This window comes from Gordonia sp. 852002-10350_SCH5691597, assembly GCF_001665715.1.
Classification (GTDB): Bacteria; Actinomycetota; Actinomycetes; order Mycobacteriales; family Mycobacteriaceae; genus Gordonia; species Gordonia sputi.
The window spans coordinates 1-15983 of the sequence record NZ_LZMO01000010.1; the positions used below are offsets into that span (position 1 = coordinate 1).

A 15983-nucleotide genomic window follows, 5' to 3' on the forward strand; every position below is an offset into this window, starting at 1 on the left:
GTAGCCGGCCGCCAGCTGTACGCAGCGCCGACGAGTCCGAGTAGCGCGAGCGCCGACAGCACGAGCGCACACGCCGCTTGCCCGGTGATCGACGCGCCGAGGCCCGCGAGGGGATAGGTCACCAGAAACGCGGCGTGTGAGAGTGAGAACTGCGCGGTGAACACGTCGTCGCGGTCGGCGTCGGTGCTGTGATCGCGCAGCAGACGGGCGGTGCCGGTCGAGATGATCGACGTCGCGGCACCGAGCACAGCCCAGAGCGCCAGCAAAGAGATGTACGACGGCGCGCCCAGCCACGCCGCCATCGCCGCAACGCCGATCACGCAGGCGAGGGCACAGGCCAGCATCGGCCGTGAAGTTCCGGCGCGTCGGAAGATCAGTGGCCCGAGTATCGCGGCGGCGATCGACCCCGCGCCGAACACTGCCAGAGCCACTGCAACCGCTGTCGCGGAACCTCTGAGGTCGGCTCGAACGAAGACCACGGTGCAGACCATGACCAGTGCGGTGGCCGCGGCGACGACGACGTTGACCCACAACACGCCGCAAAATGCTCTGCGCGCCAGCATGATTCGACAACCCGCAAGGGCTCGGCGGCCGAAGCTCTCGGCGGCGGTGGGGGCGTGCGTTTCGTTGATGCTGCGGCCGTTGATGCCCCTGCGGCACGAGATGACGAGGGCAGCCGACGCGGCAAAGCCGAGCGCGGTGCCGACGAACAGCGTCGAGTACGACACGACGGTCAGCAGTGCCGCCGCGATCAGTGGGCTGCCGACGGATTCGAGGTCGTAGGCGATCCGAGATGCCGCGACGGCCGCCGAGTAGTCGTCGCCGTCGTCGACCACACGCGCGATGGTCGCCGAGAAGGTCGGCGTGAAGGTTGCCGACGCGGTCTGCAAGGCGAACACCAGCAGATAGATCTGCCAGTTGTGACCGACCCATGGCAGGCAGCAGGCCATGCCGAGACGTACGAGGTCGGCGCCGACGAGCACCCGTGAGGCAGGTAGTGCAGCGACGAGCGCGCGCATCACCGGGGCCATGACGACGTACGCGACCATCTTCACGGCGAGCGCGGTGCCCAGGACACGTCCGGCGTCGGGACCCGCGAGATCGTAGGCGAGCAGACCCAATGCCACAGTGAGCAGCCCGGTGCCCAGCAGCGACACGACCTGCGCGCCGTAGAGCCGACGGAACGTCGGATAGGTGAATGCCCGCACAGCACGATGGTAGCCATATGTGCGCATCTGCGCACACATGGGTGGCGCCTCATACCCTATGGGGGTATAAAGAGATCATGGAACCGCACCGGCACACGACTGAGGGCGCAGCACCGAGTCGCGACGAGCACACGGGCCACGGGGACATGGGCCACGGGCAGATGAGTCACGGGGACATGGACCACGGGGCGCACGGTCATATGGACCACGTCGCGATGTTCCGGCGGTTGTTCTGGATCATGTGCGTGATCGCGATTCCGGTGGTCGTGGCCTCGCCGATGTTCGGGTCGATCGTCGGATACACCGTCCCCGACAACGCGGTGCGCCTGATCTCGCCGGTGCTCGGCACGGTCATGTACTTCTGGGGCGGACGACCGTTCCTGACGGGTGCCGTGAGCGAACTGCGTTCGCGCACACCCGGAATGATGACTCTCATCGCGCTGGCGATCACGGTCGCCTTCGTGGCGTCGTGGGGCGCGTCGCTTCACCTGCTCCCTCATGATCTCGACTTCTGGTGGGAGCTGGCACTTCTCATCGTCATCATGCTGCTCGGGCACTGGATCGAGATGCGCTCGATCGCGCAGACCACGTCTGCGCTCGATTCCCTCGCATCTCTGATGCCTGATGAGGCCGAGCGCGTCGTCGGCGACCCTGATGATGGGCAGACCGAGACCGTCGCCCCGGCCGACCTGGTCCAGGGCGATGTGGTGATCGTGCGTCCCGGGGGTCGAGTGCCCGCGGACGGTGTAATCATCGACGGCACAGCAGAACTCGACGAATCGATGATCACCGGAGAGTCTGATCTCGTCACCCGGAAGGTCGGCGACAAGGTCGTCGCGGGAACGGTCACCGCCGACTCCGCGATCACGGTGCGGGTCAGAGCTGTCGGCGACGACACGACGCTCGCTGGCATCCAGCGTCTCGTTGCGCAAGCGCAGAATTCGACGTCGCGCGCTCAACGACTCGCCGATCGTGCTGCGGGCTGGCTCTTTTGGTTCGCACTCGGCGCTGCGGCGCTTACCGCCATCATCTGGACGGCGATCGGACAACCCGAGGACGCAGTCATCCGCACGATCACGGTACTGGTCATCGCGTGCCCGCACGCACTCGGACTTGCGATACCACTGGTGGTCTCGATCGCGACCGAACGGGCGGCCCGCATGGGTGTGCTCGTCACCAATCGGATCGCGCTCGAAACCCTTCGGCAAATCGACGTGGTGTGCTTCGACAAGACCGGAACGCTCACCCGTGGACGGCCCGGGATGACCGATATCGTTGCGCGCGAAGGGTATTCAAAGGACGAGCTTCTCGGTCTGGCGGCGTCGGCCGAGACGCAGAGCGAGCATCCGCTCGCCCGCGCCATCGTGCGCGCCGCGCAGGACGAGGGTGTGCGCACAGCGTCGTCGAAGGATTTCACTACGCACGCCGCAACGGGTGTGCGCGCTGTCGTCGACGGTCGGCAGGTCTCCGTCGGCGGTCCGAGGCTCGTCGAAAATGTCTCTGTCCCAGATGATCTCGCTGCAGCAGCGCAGAATCTTCGCGGAAACACGGTGCTGTACATCATGATCGACGACGAGGTCGTCGGAGTGATCGCACTCGCCGACGAACCGCGTCCCGAATCGGCCCAGGCCGTCGCCGAGCTCCGCGACCGCGGCATCGAATCGGTGATGATTACCGGTGATGCCCGGGACGTCGCCGACCGGGTGGCCAAGGCGGTGGGCATCACGGAGGTGCACGCGCAGGTACGGCCGGAAGACAAGGAGCAGATCGTCTCCGACCTGCAGAAGCAGGGCCACACCGTTGCCTTCGTCGGCGACGGAGTCAACGACGCGCCTGCCCTCGCGCGCGCCGATGTCGGTATCGCGATCGGCGCGGGCACCGACGTGGCGATCGGGTCGGCGGGCGTCGTGCTCGCCGGTGACGACCCGCGGACCGTCGTGTCGGCGATCGAACTCTCACGCAAGGCGTACCGCAAGATGAAGCAGAACCTCTGGTGGGCCGCCGGGTACAACATCATCTCGGTGCCGCTCGCAGCCGGCATCCTTGCGCCGATCGGGTTCGTGCTCCCGATGGCGGTCGGAGCGTTGCTGATGTCGTTGTCGACGATCATCGTCGCCCTCAATGCCCAACTCCTACGTCGAGCCGATCTACACGAACCGCGAATGTCGGCGTAGTCTTCGGGGAGGGTTTTCGACTGTGGGTCGAAAACGCTCGGGTTGAAAACACTCAGCGGTCGAAACACCGTTCGGCGAAGGAGCACGCACATGGCGCTCGATCTCACACGTGCCGATCTCGTGGCCGATCTCGTCGTGGTCGGGGCGGGGGTCGCGGGGCTGACCGCCGCACTGCGCGCAGCGGAGCTCGGGCTGCGCGTGGTGATCTGCAACAAAGGTGCTGCTTACAGCCCTGAATCGCGTGCACATGCCGGGCCGGTCGAGCATGCCGGGCCAGCTCAACATGGAGCGCCGGTCGAGCACAGCACCTCGACGTACTACGCCCAGGGCGGCGTCGCGGTGGTCGCGCCCGACAGCGCCGACGACAGCGTCGACTTGCACCTGCACGACACGCTGGTCGCCGGTGCGGGGCTCGGCGATCCCGAGATCTCGCGCGAGATCCTCGCGGACGGATGGTCTGCGGTGTCGCGCCTGCTCGGATGGGGTGCGCAGTTCGATCGTGATGCTTCGGGTCGGCTCACCCGCACGCGCGAGGGCGGACACAGTGTGCGTCGGATCATCCACGCCGGCGGCGACGCCACGGGCGCGCAAATCCAGCAGGCACTCTCGGCGGCCGTCGCCACCGTGATTCGACGCGGCGACGTGCGGGTCCTCGACGACTGCACCGTCACCCACGTACTCACCACGAACGAGCGGGCCGTCGGCGTCGCGTACCTCGGCGCGGATGGACCGGGAGTGGTGCACGCCCCGACGGTGCTGCTCGCGACGGGTGGCAGCGGACACCTCTTCGCCGCGACCACCAACCCGGCGGGTGCCACTGCAGACGGCCTGGCGCTCGCACTTCGCGCGGGCGCCGACGTTGCCGACCTCGAGTTCGTGCAGTTCCATCCGACGATGCTCTACACGCCGGGAGCGCGAGGTCGGCGCACGCTGGTCACGGAGGCCATCCGCGGTGAGGGCGGACGCCTCGTCGACGTCGACGGAAAGTCGGTGACCGAGGGCGTCCATCCGCTCGGCGATCTCGCACCGCGCGATGTCGTCGCCAACGCCGTGACGGCTGCGATGGAACGCACCGGACATCCGTGCGTGTACCTCGACATCTCGGCGATCGACGACTTTGTCACACGATTCCCGACAGTCAACGCCGGACTGCGCGCAGCGGGCCTCGACCCCGCGGACGGGCGCATCCCGGTGGTGCCGGGCGCCCACTATCAGTGCGGTGGCGTCGTCACCGACGCACACGGGCGCACCAGCGTCGCGGGGCTACTTGCCGCAGGAGAGGTCGCCCGAACGGGACTGCATGGCGCCAACCGGCTGGCATCCAACTCGCTGCTCGAGGGGCTGGTGGTGGGCGTGCGCGCGGCCGACGTCGCAGCGCTGGCCAGGGCTGATGGTGCTGTCGACACCACGTCTTTTGGTGATGTCGATGCGGGTGTCGAGCACGTAGTGGACCGAGAGGCGCTGCAAAATGCGATGTCGCGCTTCGTCGGATTGCGACGGAACGCGGAGGGACTCGGGCGCGTCGCGGCGCTGCTCGACGACGCGAGTCCGCGGGTCGTCGCAACGCAGCGCGACGTCGAAGATGCCGCGCTGACATTGGCCGCGCGGGCCGTCGTGACAGCCGCGCTGGCGCGGACCAGCTCACGCGGATGCCATGTGCGCACCGACGAACAATGCCCGGCTACGGATCTTCACGGGACCGGTGAACAGAGTTCGCCACGCTTCCGACTGATCGACGGCGATGTCTGCGCCGTCGGGGTAGAAGTGCCAGCACTCACTTCCGTAGACTGACGCCGGGGAGTGGGTCGATTGACGCACCGCATGCCGTGACCACAGTTGATCCGACTGTGACGTGCCGTGCGATCGCGAGTAGCGTCGTCGCCACACGCAAGCTGCGCGTATTCGGGCCGATGGGAGGACCGTATGGACGGCCAGGGTTGCTGGTCAACGGTTGTGTGCTCCGCGGAGGAACGTCGCGCGCTCGGTTTGAGCGGGTCGTCGGAATGGCTGCTGCAGTGTCGACTGGCAGCCGGACACGCGGGTAATCACGCCACCGATGCGAGTACTCGACCGCGGAGCGACAGACGGCTCTGGCTCGAATGGAATGACTTCGACGACCGCGCGCAATCGCTCATCGAGCGCAATCCGTGCCCGGTGCCGTCGCCCGAGGGAGCGCGTTGCGTCTTCTTCAACGGACACGGCGGCCCGCACTTCTATGCGCGGTCTAACGGGCACGCGCCGAGCCCTGTGCCTGGCAACGGCGGTGTCCGACGCGCGCCCGGTGGGGTTGCGCCGCAACCCGTCGGGACCCCCGACCAGCCACAGCGCAGTGGCCCGTCGACGGGCGATCTCCCGATCGCTGCGGGTAACGCCGGGTCGCATCGGCTCGACGATCCGCGCGGGTCGTCGCTCCGCGAGGCCCCACCCGCGCAGCAGTCGGTGTCGTCGCATTCGGGGTCAACGCATTCTGGGTCAACGCAGTCGGCTGCGGCACACGCCTATCGCGGTGGGCGGCGATCGACCAACGCCGAACCGCCGCCGACGCCCGCCTTCCAAGCCAACAGGCACCAGGCTCTCGACGTGACCGGTCAGCGGTCCGTCGAGCAGCCACCATCACCCCAGTCACCATCACCCCAGCCAGCATCACCCCAGCCCCCGTCACCGCCGCAGCAACACGTCGACCCGTTGCAGGGTGGTCGTCCGGCATCCGGCGCTCAGCCCGATCCGGTGAGTGACGCGCTGCGTGAGGTTGCCGCGGCATTGGCAAAGCTCGCCGACGCACTGCAGCGCGCGCGTTTCTGAGTCAGGCAGTTTGTCGTCACGCGGGTTGTCGGGGTCCGACTTCGTGCTCGATGGCACCTCGGAGTAGGTCACGGGCGCGGGCCAGCTCGATGGAGCCGCTGTGCCATCGTTCGCTGAGTCCTTCGACCAATGCGGTCAGCCGGGCAGCGGTCGCGGCGGGGTCAGTGGTGATGGCGTCCGGGATTCGGGTGATGAGGTCTTCGACGTCTCGGTCCCAGGCGGCGGTGCTCGCCCGGAGAGGTTCTTGGAGGGCGGGAGTGAACGCCGCGCTCGCTCGTAGCTCGCCCCAGGCAACGCTCGCGGTGCGCACCTCGTCGGTGTCTTGCAGTTCGTCGAGCAGCATTGACTCCAGCTGTGTCCGGGGGTGGGAGTCGGCGCTAGGTGTCGTGTAGTCCTGAGCGCGCTCGTTGATGTATTCGAGTGCAGCCCGCAGGATGCCGTCGCGGTCGGTGAAGTGGTAATAGATCAGCGCGGTCGACACCCCGGCTTCGGCGCTCAACTGCGCTACGCGCAGCCCGCGCACGCCGTGTTCGGCGATGACGCGCACCGCTGCCTCCAGGATGCTGGTTCGACGGTCAGACATCTCTTCTCCGAAGATCGACCCACGCTCAGAGTGCGGGTGCAGGATTGGTGGGCGCCGATGTTCAGGCCGGCTGCTGTTGAGTGGCGCAGTGGATTCCGCCGCCTCCGGCAGCAATGCCGTCGATGTTGACCTGCACCACTTCACGGTCGGGGAACAGCTGTTGCAGCGTGTCCTTCGCGGCGGCATCGGTGTCGGAGGCCCCGAACTGCGGACCGATCACCGCACCGTTGCAGACGTAGAAGTTGATGTACCCGGCCGCGAAGTCGTCGCTGGCGAACTGCTCACGCACACTCGATGGGCTCTCGAGTTGTTCGACCGTCAGTGGTCGGCCGCGCGCGTCCGTCGCCGCATGCAGGATGTCGAGATGGCGGTGCGTGACGTCATAGTCGAATGACTCGGGATCGGTCTCCAGTCCTGCGACCACCGTTCCGGGACTGGCGAAACGGGCGTAGAAGTCGGTGTGCCCGTCGGTGATGTCCTTGCCACGTACCCCAGGCAACCAGATCACCTTCGTCACGCCGAGTAGGCGATCGAGCTCGCCTTCGACATCTGCCTTCGACCACCCGGGGTTGCGGTTGTTGTTCAACACGCAGCTCTCGGTGATGATCGCGGTGCCCTCACCATCGACTTCGAGCGCCCCGCCCTCCAGCACGAGATCGGTGTGCACCGTCTCCGCGCCACCGCGTCGGGCGACGAAATCTGCGACCTTGCTGTCGCGGCCGTGGTCTTGCTTTCCGCCCCAGCCATTGAAGTTGAAATCCACGCCACCCGCGGTGGTATCCGTTTTCACGAACACCGGGCCGGTGTCACGAATCCAGAGATCATCCAGGGGACACGCCACCAACTCGACGTTCGCTCCGCCGATCAACTCTCGAGCCACGCCCATCTCGTCGGGCGACACCAACATCGACACAGGTTCGAACCGGGAGATGGTGGTAGCGATCATCGCGAGGTTACGTTGCACCTCCGGCACCAGCCGCGCGCCCCAGATCGCCTCGCCGGCGGCGAAGGCCATCCACGTTCGCGTGTGCCGTTGACCTTCGTCTGGCATCACCCATCGCCGCTCGTCCGACCGCCGTTCGCCCGATGACGTCGCGGCGGTGTCGCCGTCACTGCACGCCGCGAGCACGGCAGCACCGATCGCGGTGGCTGACAGCTGCAGAAAAGCACGGCGTCGCATTTCTGGGGTTCCTCTCGTCCTGGCACTCGGTCCCGCGGGTGACCTCTAGGCAGCGTAGATCCTGACTGAATATTCAGTCAAGAATGGAGGCGCGGCGAGCATGGCGATCCGACGCTCATGCGGCCGATCGCGATATACCCTAGGGGGGTACCGTTTCATGACGATTCCTGGTATACCGGTAAGGGGTATACGAGGAGAGTGACCATGACCGTAGACGCGACACCGGACGCCGGGGCCAACACAGACGCCGAGCACAACGCGCACGGATACATCACGCGCAAAGACGACTACCTCAAGCGTCTTCGACGCATCGAGGGACAGGCGCGTGGGCTTCAGCGCATGGTCGACGACGAGGAGTACTGCATCGACATCCTCACCCAGTTGTCGGCGATGACCAAGGCGCTGCAGGCAGTCGGACTCGGCCTGCTCGAAGACCATATGAACCACTGCGTGGTGCACGCCGCGCAGGAGAGTGACGACGCGGGTCGCGCGAAGGTCGACGAGGCAATGGCCGCGATCGCCCGGCTCGTCAAGTCCTGATGCGGCCGACCACCGCGACGATCAACCACCACGAAAGGTAACCGAACACAATGACTACGAGCACCTACACCGTCACCGGCATGACCTGCGGCCACTGCGTCGCATCGGTTCGCGAGGAGATCGGCGAGATCCCCGGCGTGAACAACGTCGACGTGACGTTGGAGACGGGCGTCGTCGAGATCTCCAGCGATCGCGAACTCGCGCGCGACGAGGTCTCCGACGCCGTGTCCGAAGCCGGATACGAGCTGGTCTGACATGTCCACGACGTACACGACGCACGGTGAGGGGCCGGCCACTGTCGTCGACCTCGACATCACCGGCATGACGTGTGCGTCGTGTGCGAATCGTATCGAGCGTAAGCTCAACAAACTCGACGGCGTCCACGCCACGGTGAACTTCGCGACCGAGAGGGCAAAAGTCGACGGCACAGCCGACGTCGACACCCTCGTCGCCGCGGTCAAGGATGCCGGATACACTGCTACGCCGGTGCGTCCGAAAGCTGTTGGCGGGTCGTCTGATTCAGGATTGATCGAGGGGTCCGGGGTTTCTGCGATCGATTCGAGTCCCGCTGCCGTCGAGCTGCGGGGTCTGCGTCAACGACTCATCATCTCGGCGTTGTTGTCGATACCGGTCATCGTTCTCGCAATGGTGCCCGCATGGCAGTTCACCAACTGGCAGTGGCTGTCGCTGACTCTTGCTGCGCCCGTGATCGTCTGGGGCGGCTATCCGTTCCACCTCGCCGCGTGGCGCAACCTGCGGCACGGCACTGCGACCATGGACACGCTGGTGTCGATGGGCACTCTCGCCGCATTCGGCTGGTCGCTGTACGCCCTGTTCTTCGGCATGGCCGGAATGCCGGGCATGACACACGGATTCGAGCTTCTCCCCGAGCGCGGAGCGGGAGCGTCGTTCATCTATCTGGAGGCCGCGGCAGGCGTCACGACTTTCATCCTCGCGGGGCGCTACGCGGAGAAGCGTGCCAAAATCCGTGCGGGCGATGCGCTTCGGGCGCTGATGGATCTCGGTGCGAAGGACGTCGTGATCCGACGTGCGGGCAGTGAGGTGTGGGTCCCGATCGGAGACCTCGCCGTCGGAGACGAGTTCGTCGTCCGTCCGGGCGAGAAGATCGCTACCGACGGAGTTGTCGTCGAAGGTGTCTCCGCTGTCGACATGTCCATGCTCACAGGCGAATCCGTGCCCGTCGAGGTGACCGTCGACGACGACGTCGTCGGTGCGACGATCAACACGAGCGGTCGGCTCGTGGTTCGTGCGACCCACGTCGGTTCCGATACCGCGCTGGCGCAGATGGCCCGGATGGTCGAGGCAGCGCAGGCGGGTAAGGCCCAGGTCCAGCGACTCGCCGACCGGATCTCCGGCGTCTTTGTTCCCGCCGTCATGCTCATTGCCCTTGGCGCACTGATCTTCTGGTGGGTCGACGGTTCGGTGCTGACAGCGTTCACCGCGGCGGTTTCGGTCCTGATCATCGCGTGCCCCTGTGCGCTCGGACTCGCGACACCGACCGCGTTGATGGTCGGCACCGGACGTGGTGCGCAACTGGGAATCCTGTTGTCGGGCCCCGAGGTGCTCGAGAAGACCAGACGCGTCGACACCGTCGTGCTGGACAAGACCGGCACCGTGACGACGGGCGAGATGCGCGTCGACGGCGTGCACCCCGCGGCAGGCGTCACGGCAGACGAGGTCGCCACTCTCGCCGCAGCGGTGGAGAAGGGATCTGAGCATCCCATCGGCCGCGCGATCGTCGTTGCTGCACAAGATCTTCCGGTTCCTGAGGCAGACGAGTTCGACGCCGCACACGGCGTCGGGGTGTCGGGGAAGGTCGGGACGAGCAGCGTCGCCGTCAGCGGGCCTGCGCATCTCGACGTCGAACTCGACGAAGGGCTTCGCAGTGCCATCGACGAGGCGCAGGCTGCTGGAGCCACTCCCGTCGTCGTGCTGCGCGACGGTACGCCTCTCGGTGTCATCGTGGTATCGGACACGGTAAAACCAGGTGCCGCAGAGGCGATTTCGCGTATGAAGAGGGCGGGGTTGCGGCCGGTTCTGCTGACCGGGGACAACGCGGGCGCCGCCCGGCACGTCGCAGACATCGTCGGTATCGACACCGTGATCTCCGATGTGCGGCCCGAGGACAAGGTTGCGGAGGTCGTACGCCTACAGCAGTCGGGCGCGACCGTGGCGATGGTCGGCGACGGCATCAACGACGCACCAGCGCTCGCGCAGGCCGACCTCGGCATCGCGATGGGTACCGGCACCGATGTCGCGATCGCCGCCAGCGACGTGACCGTCGTCGACGGTGACGTGAACAAGGTGCTCGACGCGATCGCGTTGTCGCGCGCGACATTACGGACGATCAAGCAGAACCTCTTCTGGGCGTTCGGCTACAACGTCGCCGCGATTCCGCTCGCCGCTGCGGCGCTGCTCAATCCGATGATCGCGGGCGCCGCGATGGCGTTCTCGTCGGTGTTCGTCGTGCTCAACAGCCTGCGCCTGCGGAGGTTTACGCCGCGTCGGTGATCTCGACAAGCTCGACCCGGCGGATCTCGACAAGCTCGATCAGCGGTGGTGCTCGATCAGCGGTGGGGCAGCGTGGCGGCGTGGCGGCCGGCGCGGCGTCCGAAGTACGAACCCTCGCCCAGTTGTGTTCCGCTGGCATAGCCCTTGCTGTCCTGCGCGATGTTCGCGGCGCACGCGCCCGCCGCGTAGAGGCCGGGGATCGCGGCTCCGGCGGCGTCGAGCACCTCGCCGTCGACCGAGGTTGCCAAGCCGCCGAGCGTGAACCCCGCGTACATCGCCTTGCCCAGACTCATGTCGAAGACCGCCCAGGGCCCCTTGTCCTGCGGCGCAAGGTATTCCGGTGTCTTGTGGAAGTCCGGGTCCTCGCCGCGTGCGGCGTTCTCGTTGTACCGATCGAGGCTCGCTTGAAGCTTGCCGGTCGGAATACCAAGCGCCTGTTCGGCTTCCGCGATCGTCTCGTAGCCGTCGACAAACGGCACCAGCGGCATGCGGGGCCGCTTCATGTGCGCTTCGTCGACGATCAGGTACGCCGTCGAATCCGGTTGTTCGAGAACGAAACTCGACGTCCGCGAGTGGTAGGAGTCCTCCGCGACAAAACGATCGCCGTTCTTGTTCACCGCGATCCCGGTCAGCAGAATGGCGGGTGGATACACAGGTGCGGTGCAGAACGCCTGATCCATGTGCTTGAGTTCGGCACCCACCGAGACGCCCATGCGGAGTCCGAGGCCGTCGTCGTAGGTATTGCCGAGGACATACGGCTTCTCGGTGAGCCACGGTACGTTTTCGGCGACCATGTCGGAGTTCATCACGAACCCTCCCGCGGCGATGACCACACCCTTGGCCCTGATCACCCCGTCGCCGCTGCCGGGGCTGTGCCACGCGACTCCCGCGACAGCGCCGTCGTCGACGACGAGTTGCCGCGCGCCGGTTTCGTAGCGCACCTCCACCCCGAGGTCGGCGAGACGTTTCACCAGCAACTCGACGATCATCGCGGCACCACCCGTGTCGCCGGGGACCGGAACCTTGTGCCCACGCGGGGCGGGAACGGCCATGGTGTTGAACGGCCACACCTTCTCGTTGCCGGTGTACATCAGGCCCTGCGTCTCGGGTTGGACGACGGCCTTCTCCGGGTAATAGCTGCGCTCGAACTGAAAGCCGAGAGCCTCGAGCCAATCGAAATGCTCGACGCTGTCGACGCAGTACGCATGGATCTTGTCCGGCTCCGGATCGCTGGAGACCGCGGTGATGTACCGCTCCATCTCCTCGGCGGAATCGTCGTGCCCGGTGGCTTTCTGGACCGCCGTACCGCCGCCGAGGTAGAAGTGTCCGCCCGCGAGCGCCGTCGTTCCGCCTGCCGCCGCAGCACGTTCGAGGACCAGAACGCGTGCCCCGTTCGACGCCGCCTCCACCGCGGCGCATCCGCCCGCGATGCCCAGTCCGATCACCACGACGTCGACCTCGTCGCTGAACTGCGTCACCGCGCCGAGGGGGAGGGTGTCGGGAATCCGTGTGCCGTCAGCCATGCGGATTAGCGTAGACCACAAACTAGAACGTGTTCTAGTGATTGATGGTCCTGCGTTTGCTCTCTCCTCAGGCTCGAGAGGTATCAAGGAGTGTGTCCTCGGGACGAACCCTCACCAGACCTGACGTCGACGACAACCGTCGACCGTCGACTCATGACGGCCCCGCAGCGGTCGCCGGGCTGATCGCCGTCGGTGCGGGCCTCGCCGTTGGCGAGTTGTGCGCGGTTCCGATCTCGGAGAACAGTTCGCCGTTCTTCGCCGTCGGTTCGACGGTCGTCGACCACACGCCGCAGGCGGTCCGTGAGTGGGCGATCGGCACCTTCGGTACCTCGGACAAGACCGCCCTGTTTACCGGGATGGCGCTGATCATCGTCGTCCTCGCAGCGGCAACGGGCGTGCTGGAGCGGCGTCGACCTCCCTTCGGCTGCGTCGTGATCGGAGTGTTCGCGGTGCTCGGGCTGGTCGCGGCACTCAACCGGTCGGGTTCGAGCGGCGCCTACATCATTCCGTCGCTGCTCGCCGGGGTCGTCGGTATCGGGGTGCTGCGACTGCTCTTACGACAACTCGGCGCCCCGCAATCCACCCTCGACGACGAACAGCAGGACGACGAACAGCAGGACGACGAACAGCAGGACGACGAACAGCAGGACGACGAACAGCAGTCCGGGGTCCCACGGCGCTTCGTCCTGACGGCCGCGGGAATCGCGGTCGCCGCCATCGCCGTCGGTGCCGTCGGCCGCAAATTGCTTGCCGACGCCGCGCGCACCGTCGCCGACCGTGCGGGCATCAAGCTGCCCGCGCCCGCCTCACCGGCGCCGCCGATCCCCGCGGGCGCCGAGATCGGTGTGCAGGGCGCGACGTCGTACGTCACCGACAACGCGTCGTTTTACCGCATCGACACCGCGCTGCAGGTGCCTCAACTGACCACCACGGATTGGACGCTGCGGGTGCACGGCCTGGTCGACGAGGAGTTCACCCTCACCTGGGACGAACTGCTCGCCATGCCCATGACCGAGCGCGTCGTGACATTGACGTGCGTATCCAACGAGGTCGGCGGCGATCTCATCGGCAATGCCCGCTGGCTCGGCGTGCCGATGAAGACCCTCCTCGACCGGGCAGGCGTGCGCCCGGGCGCCGACATGTTGCTCTCGACGAGCTCAGACGGCTGGACCGCGGGGACGCCGGTGTCGGCGATCACCGACAAGCGGGACGCGCTGCTCGCCGTCGCGATGAACGGCGAGCCACTGCCGATCGAACATGGATTCCCTGTACGACAAGTGATTCCGGGCCTGTACGGGTATGTGTCGGCGACGAAGTGGGTGACCGATTGGGAACTCACCCGCTTCTCCGACGCCCAGGCGTACTGGACGACGCGCGGGTGGTCGGCGCTTGGTCCGATCAAGCTCGCGTCGCGCATCGACCGTCCCGCGGGCGGTTCGGTCAACCCCGGCGAGGTGATCATCGCCGGGACGGCGTGGGCGCAACACACGGGTATCTCCGCCGTGCAGGTTCGTATCGACCGCGGGCCCTGGCAGGACGCGCAACTGGCAACCGAGTACAGCATCGACACCTGGCGCCAGTGGAAGTTCACCTGGCAGGCGACGAGCGGAAAGCACACCGTCGAATGCCGTGCCATCGACAAAAACGGCAAGGCGCAGACCGAAACCGAGGCCGATCCGGTTCCCGACGGCGCGACAGGACTCGATTCCCGCGACTACACCGTCGGCTGAGCAGGATGCGCCAGGGGGCGCCACGCGCGGAAGACGACGGGCGGGGGCTACCCTTCGACGCAGCACACGTGGAGGGTGGGGTCACATGCACAGAATCATCACTTCTGGACTCGCGGTGTGCGCTGCGGCCATGCTGCTGACACCCGGCACCGCGAGCGCGACGTCGACGAGCGCGTCGAGTCCCGTGCAGTTCCCCTCGGTGCAGTTCCCGTCATCCTGGCACGAGCCGACGCCGATCCGGGACAAACCCACCTGGCTCCCGGAGAACCTCGGGGAAGACTCGACGGTGATCCTCGTTCCCGGCACCAGCGATTTCAGGTCGATCAGTTCGACGGCGATCGGTGGCGCAGGCTCCCCGATGGGAGGCGACCAGTACGGTCGCACCGTCGACGTCGGGTTCTACGACGCACCGCATGGTGGGGGTTCGTACAACCCGAAAATTGTTGTCGTGCAGTACCCTGCGGCCTTTGGAATCGTTGTCGGCGGCAAGGAGTTCGACCTCAGCGGAACCGGAACGTACAACCATTCGGTCGACATCGGCACCGCCAACGGGTTGGCCGACGCCGAAAAGGCATGGGCCGACCGCGGCGAATCGGGCGCCATTGTTCTCAACGGCTACTCGCAGAGCGGTCCGGTCGCGTTGAACATCGCCTACCTACTCCACCAGAAGTATGCGGCGGGCGATCCGGGTGCGATCCCGGACGCCAACATCGTCGTGGTGGTCGGCGCCGACTCGCGCTTCCCCAACAGCGGCATCGAAACCGTCATCCCCAGCTTCATCCCCGGCGCGTACACCAATGGCGCGCGCGATGAGTCGGACACCGGCGACATTCAGGTCATCTCCTATTGCGTGCGTGGAGATTCGGTGTGCGGCTTGGGAAATCCACTCGCGCATCCGTTGACGTCGGCCTTCTACTTCCTGCCCGGCGCCACGATCCACGGACAAAAGGGCAACCTGGTGAATCAGTATCAGGTGGTCTCGACCAGGGAGGTCGGCAACACCACCTACGTGGTCCTCGACGGCGGCAATCCGTATGGAATCTTCCTGCGCAGCTTGGGGATACCCGTGCCGCCAGAATTCGACGACGTGCTCGACGCCCTGGTTCCCGTACCGGAACCCGGCGAGGCGTCGACAGTCGCAGGCGTCAAGGTGCCGACGCTGCGCGAGATCCAGGTTGCGCTCTACGACGCGCTCGGGCTGCAGGTACCGGTCACCGACCCGGACGCCCTCGCCGCGCAGGGTAAGACATGGCACGCGCCCGAGAACACGAGCTCGTCGACCGCGAGTGAGTCGACGGTGAGCGCGTCGGCCCGCAAAGCCACCGCGACGACCACCGCGACGCCAACCCCGACCGAGTCCGGCGAGACCTTCGGCGACTACCTCGCCGACAGAGCCGCCGCGACAGACAAGACCACAAGGCCGGCCACGACCACAGGGCCGGCTACGACGACAGAGTTGACCCCGAGCACCACCACCACCACCACCACCGCGCCGTCGACCTCAGCCGACCCAGCGGTTGATCAGGCCACCCGGACGCCCCGACCGCTCGAAATTCGGTGCGACGAACATAGCATGACCTCATCAGACGCAGATCACGCCGTTGAATTGCTCACTTTTACTTGACGCGGCTGCTGAGCGGTCGGGGCGTCCGGGTGGCCTGATCAACCGCTGGGTCGGCTGAGGTCGACGGCGCGGTGGTGGTGGTGGTGG

The 15983-nt window shown here is 66.5% G+C and carries 12 protein-coding genes; 8 read left to right on the forward strand and 4 right to left on the reverse strand.

What is annotated here, in order from left to right; genetic code table 11:
• A partial coding sequence (locus tag A5777_RS00585; protein WP_231894896.1) for an MFS transporter occupies positions 1 to 1208 on the reverse strand: 1208 nt, incomplete at its 3' end.
• Between the two features lie 77 nt (positions 1209 to 1285).
• Here A5777_RS00585 and A5777_RS00590 point away from each other — a divergent pair.
• The 3 genes from A5777_RS00590 (at position 1286) to A5777_RS00600 (ending at position 6184) form a co-directional block, all read left to right on the forward strand.
• A complete protein-coding gene (locus A5777_RS00590) occupies positions 1286 to 3382 on the forward strand; it encodes a heavy metal translocating P-type ATPase (RefSeq protein WP_082933489.1) in 2097 nt (698 codons plus the stop codon).
• Positions 3383 to 3472: 90 nt separating this feature from the next.
• Positions 3473 to 5173 carry an L-aspartate oxidase gene (gene nadB, locus A5777_RS00595; RefSeq protein ID WP_005203222.1) on the forward strand — a complete coding sequence of 567 codons (1701 nt, stop codon included), beginning with the start codon at positions 3473 to 3475 and terminating at the stop codon, positions 5171 to 5173.
• Between the two features lie 132 nt (positions 5174 to 5305).
• Positions 5306 to 6184, forward strand: a complete 879-nt coding sequence (locus tag A5777_RS00600; RefSeq protein WP_039854686.1) for a hypothetical protein — start codon at positions 5306 to 5308, stop codon at positions 6182 to 6184.
• 16 nt (positions 6185 to 6200) lie between these two features.
• On the opposite strand, the gene A5777_RS00605 is transcribed toward A5777_RS00600, so the two are convergent.
• Positions 6201 to 6767: a TetR/AcrR family transcriptional regulator gene (locus A5777_RS00605; RefSeq protein ID WP_005203218.1), complete on the reverse strand. Its 567-nt coding sequence runs from the start codon at positions 6765 to 6767 to the stop codon at positions 6201 to 6203.
• Between the two features lie 61 nt (positions 6768 to 6828).
• A complete protein-coding gene (locus A5777_RS00610; protein WP_005203215.1) occupies positions 6829 to 7947 on the reverse strand; it encodes an agmatine deiminase family protein in 1119 nt (372 codons plus the stop codon).
• 204 nt (positions 7948 to 8151) lie between these two features.
• Between A5777_RS00610 and A5777_RS00615 the strand changes: the two genes are divergently transcribed.
• Genes A5777_RS00615 through A5777_RS00625 form a run of 3 tightly spaced genes read left to right on the forward strand, consistent with a single transcriptional unit; the run spans position 8152 to position 11019 of the window.
• The gene (locus tag A5777_RS00615) at positions 8152 to 8487 is read left to right on the forward strand and encodes a metal-sensitive transcriptional regulator (protein ID WP_064861278.1); all 336 of its coding nucleotides are present in this window, start codon (positions 8152 to 8154) and stop codon (positions 8485 to 8487) included.
• A 50-nt stretch (positions 8488 to 8537) separates the two neighbouring features.
• Positions 8538 to 8741, forward strand: coding sequence for a heavy-metal-associated domain-containing protein (locus A5777_RS00620; protein ID WP_005203212.1), 204 nt, complete (start codon positions 8538 to 8540; stop codon positions 8739 to 8741).
• A 1-nt stretch (position 8742) separates the two neighbouring features.
• Positions 8743 to 11019 carry a heavy metal translocating P-type ATPase gene (locus A5777_RS00625; protein WP_064861275.1) on the forward strand — a complete coding sequence of 759 codons (2277 nt, stop codon included), beginning with the start codon at positions 8743 to 8745 and terminating at the stop codon, positions 11017 to 11019.
• Between the two features lie 56 nt (positions 11020 to 11075).
• On the opposite strand, the gene A5777_RS00630 is transcribed toward A5777_RS00625, so the two are convergent.
• On the reverse strand, positions 11076 to 12542 hold the full coding sequence (locus tag A5777_RS00630; protein WP_064861276.1) for an FAD-binding protein: 1467 nt from the start codon (positions 12540 to 12542) through the stop codon (positions 11076 to 11078).
• A 92-nt stretch (positions 12543 to 12634) separates the two neighbouring features.
• On the opposite strand from A5777_RS00630, the gene A5777_RS00635 reads away from it, so the two are divergent.
• A complete protein-coding gene (locus tag A5777_RS00635) occupies positions 12635 to 14272 on the forward strand; it encodes a molybdopterin-dependent oxidoreductase (RefSeq protein ID WP_064861277.1) in 1638 nt (545 codons plus the stop codon).
• Positions 14273 to 14357: 85 nt separating this feature from the next.
• Positions 14358 to 15896 (forward strand): PE-PPE domain-containing protein, encoded by a 1539-nt coding sequence (locus A5777_RS00640; RefSeq protein WP_231894897.1) that lies wholly within the window; start codon positions 14358 to 14360, stop codon positions 15894 to 15896.
• Positions 15897 to 15983: the final 87 nt, after the last annotated feature.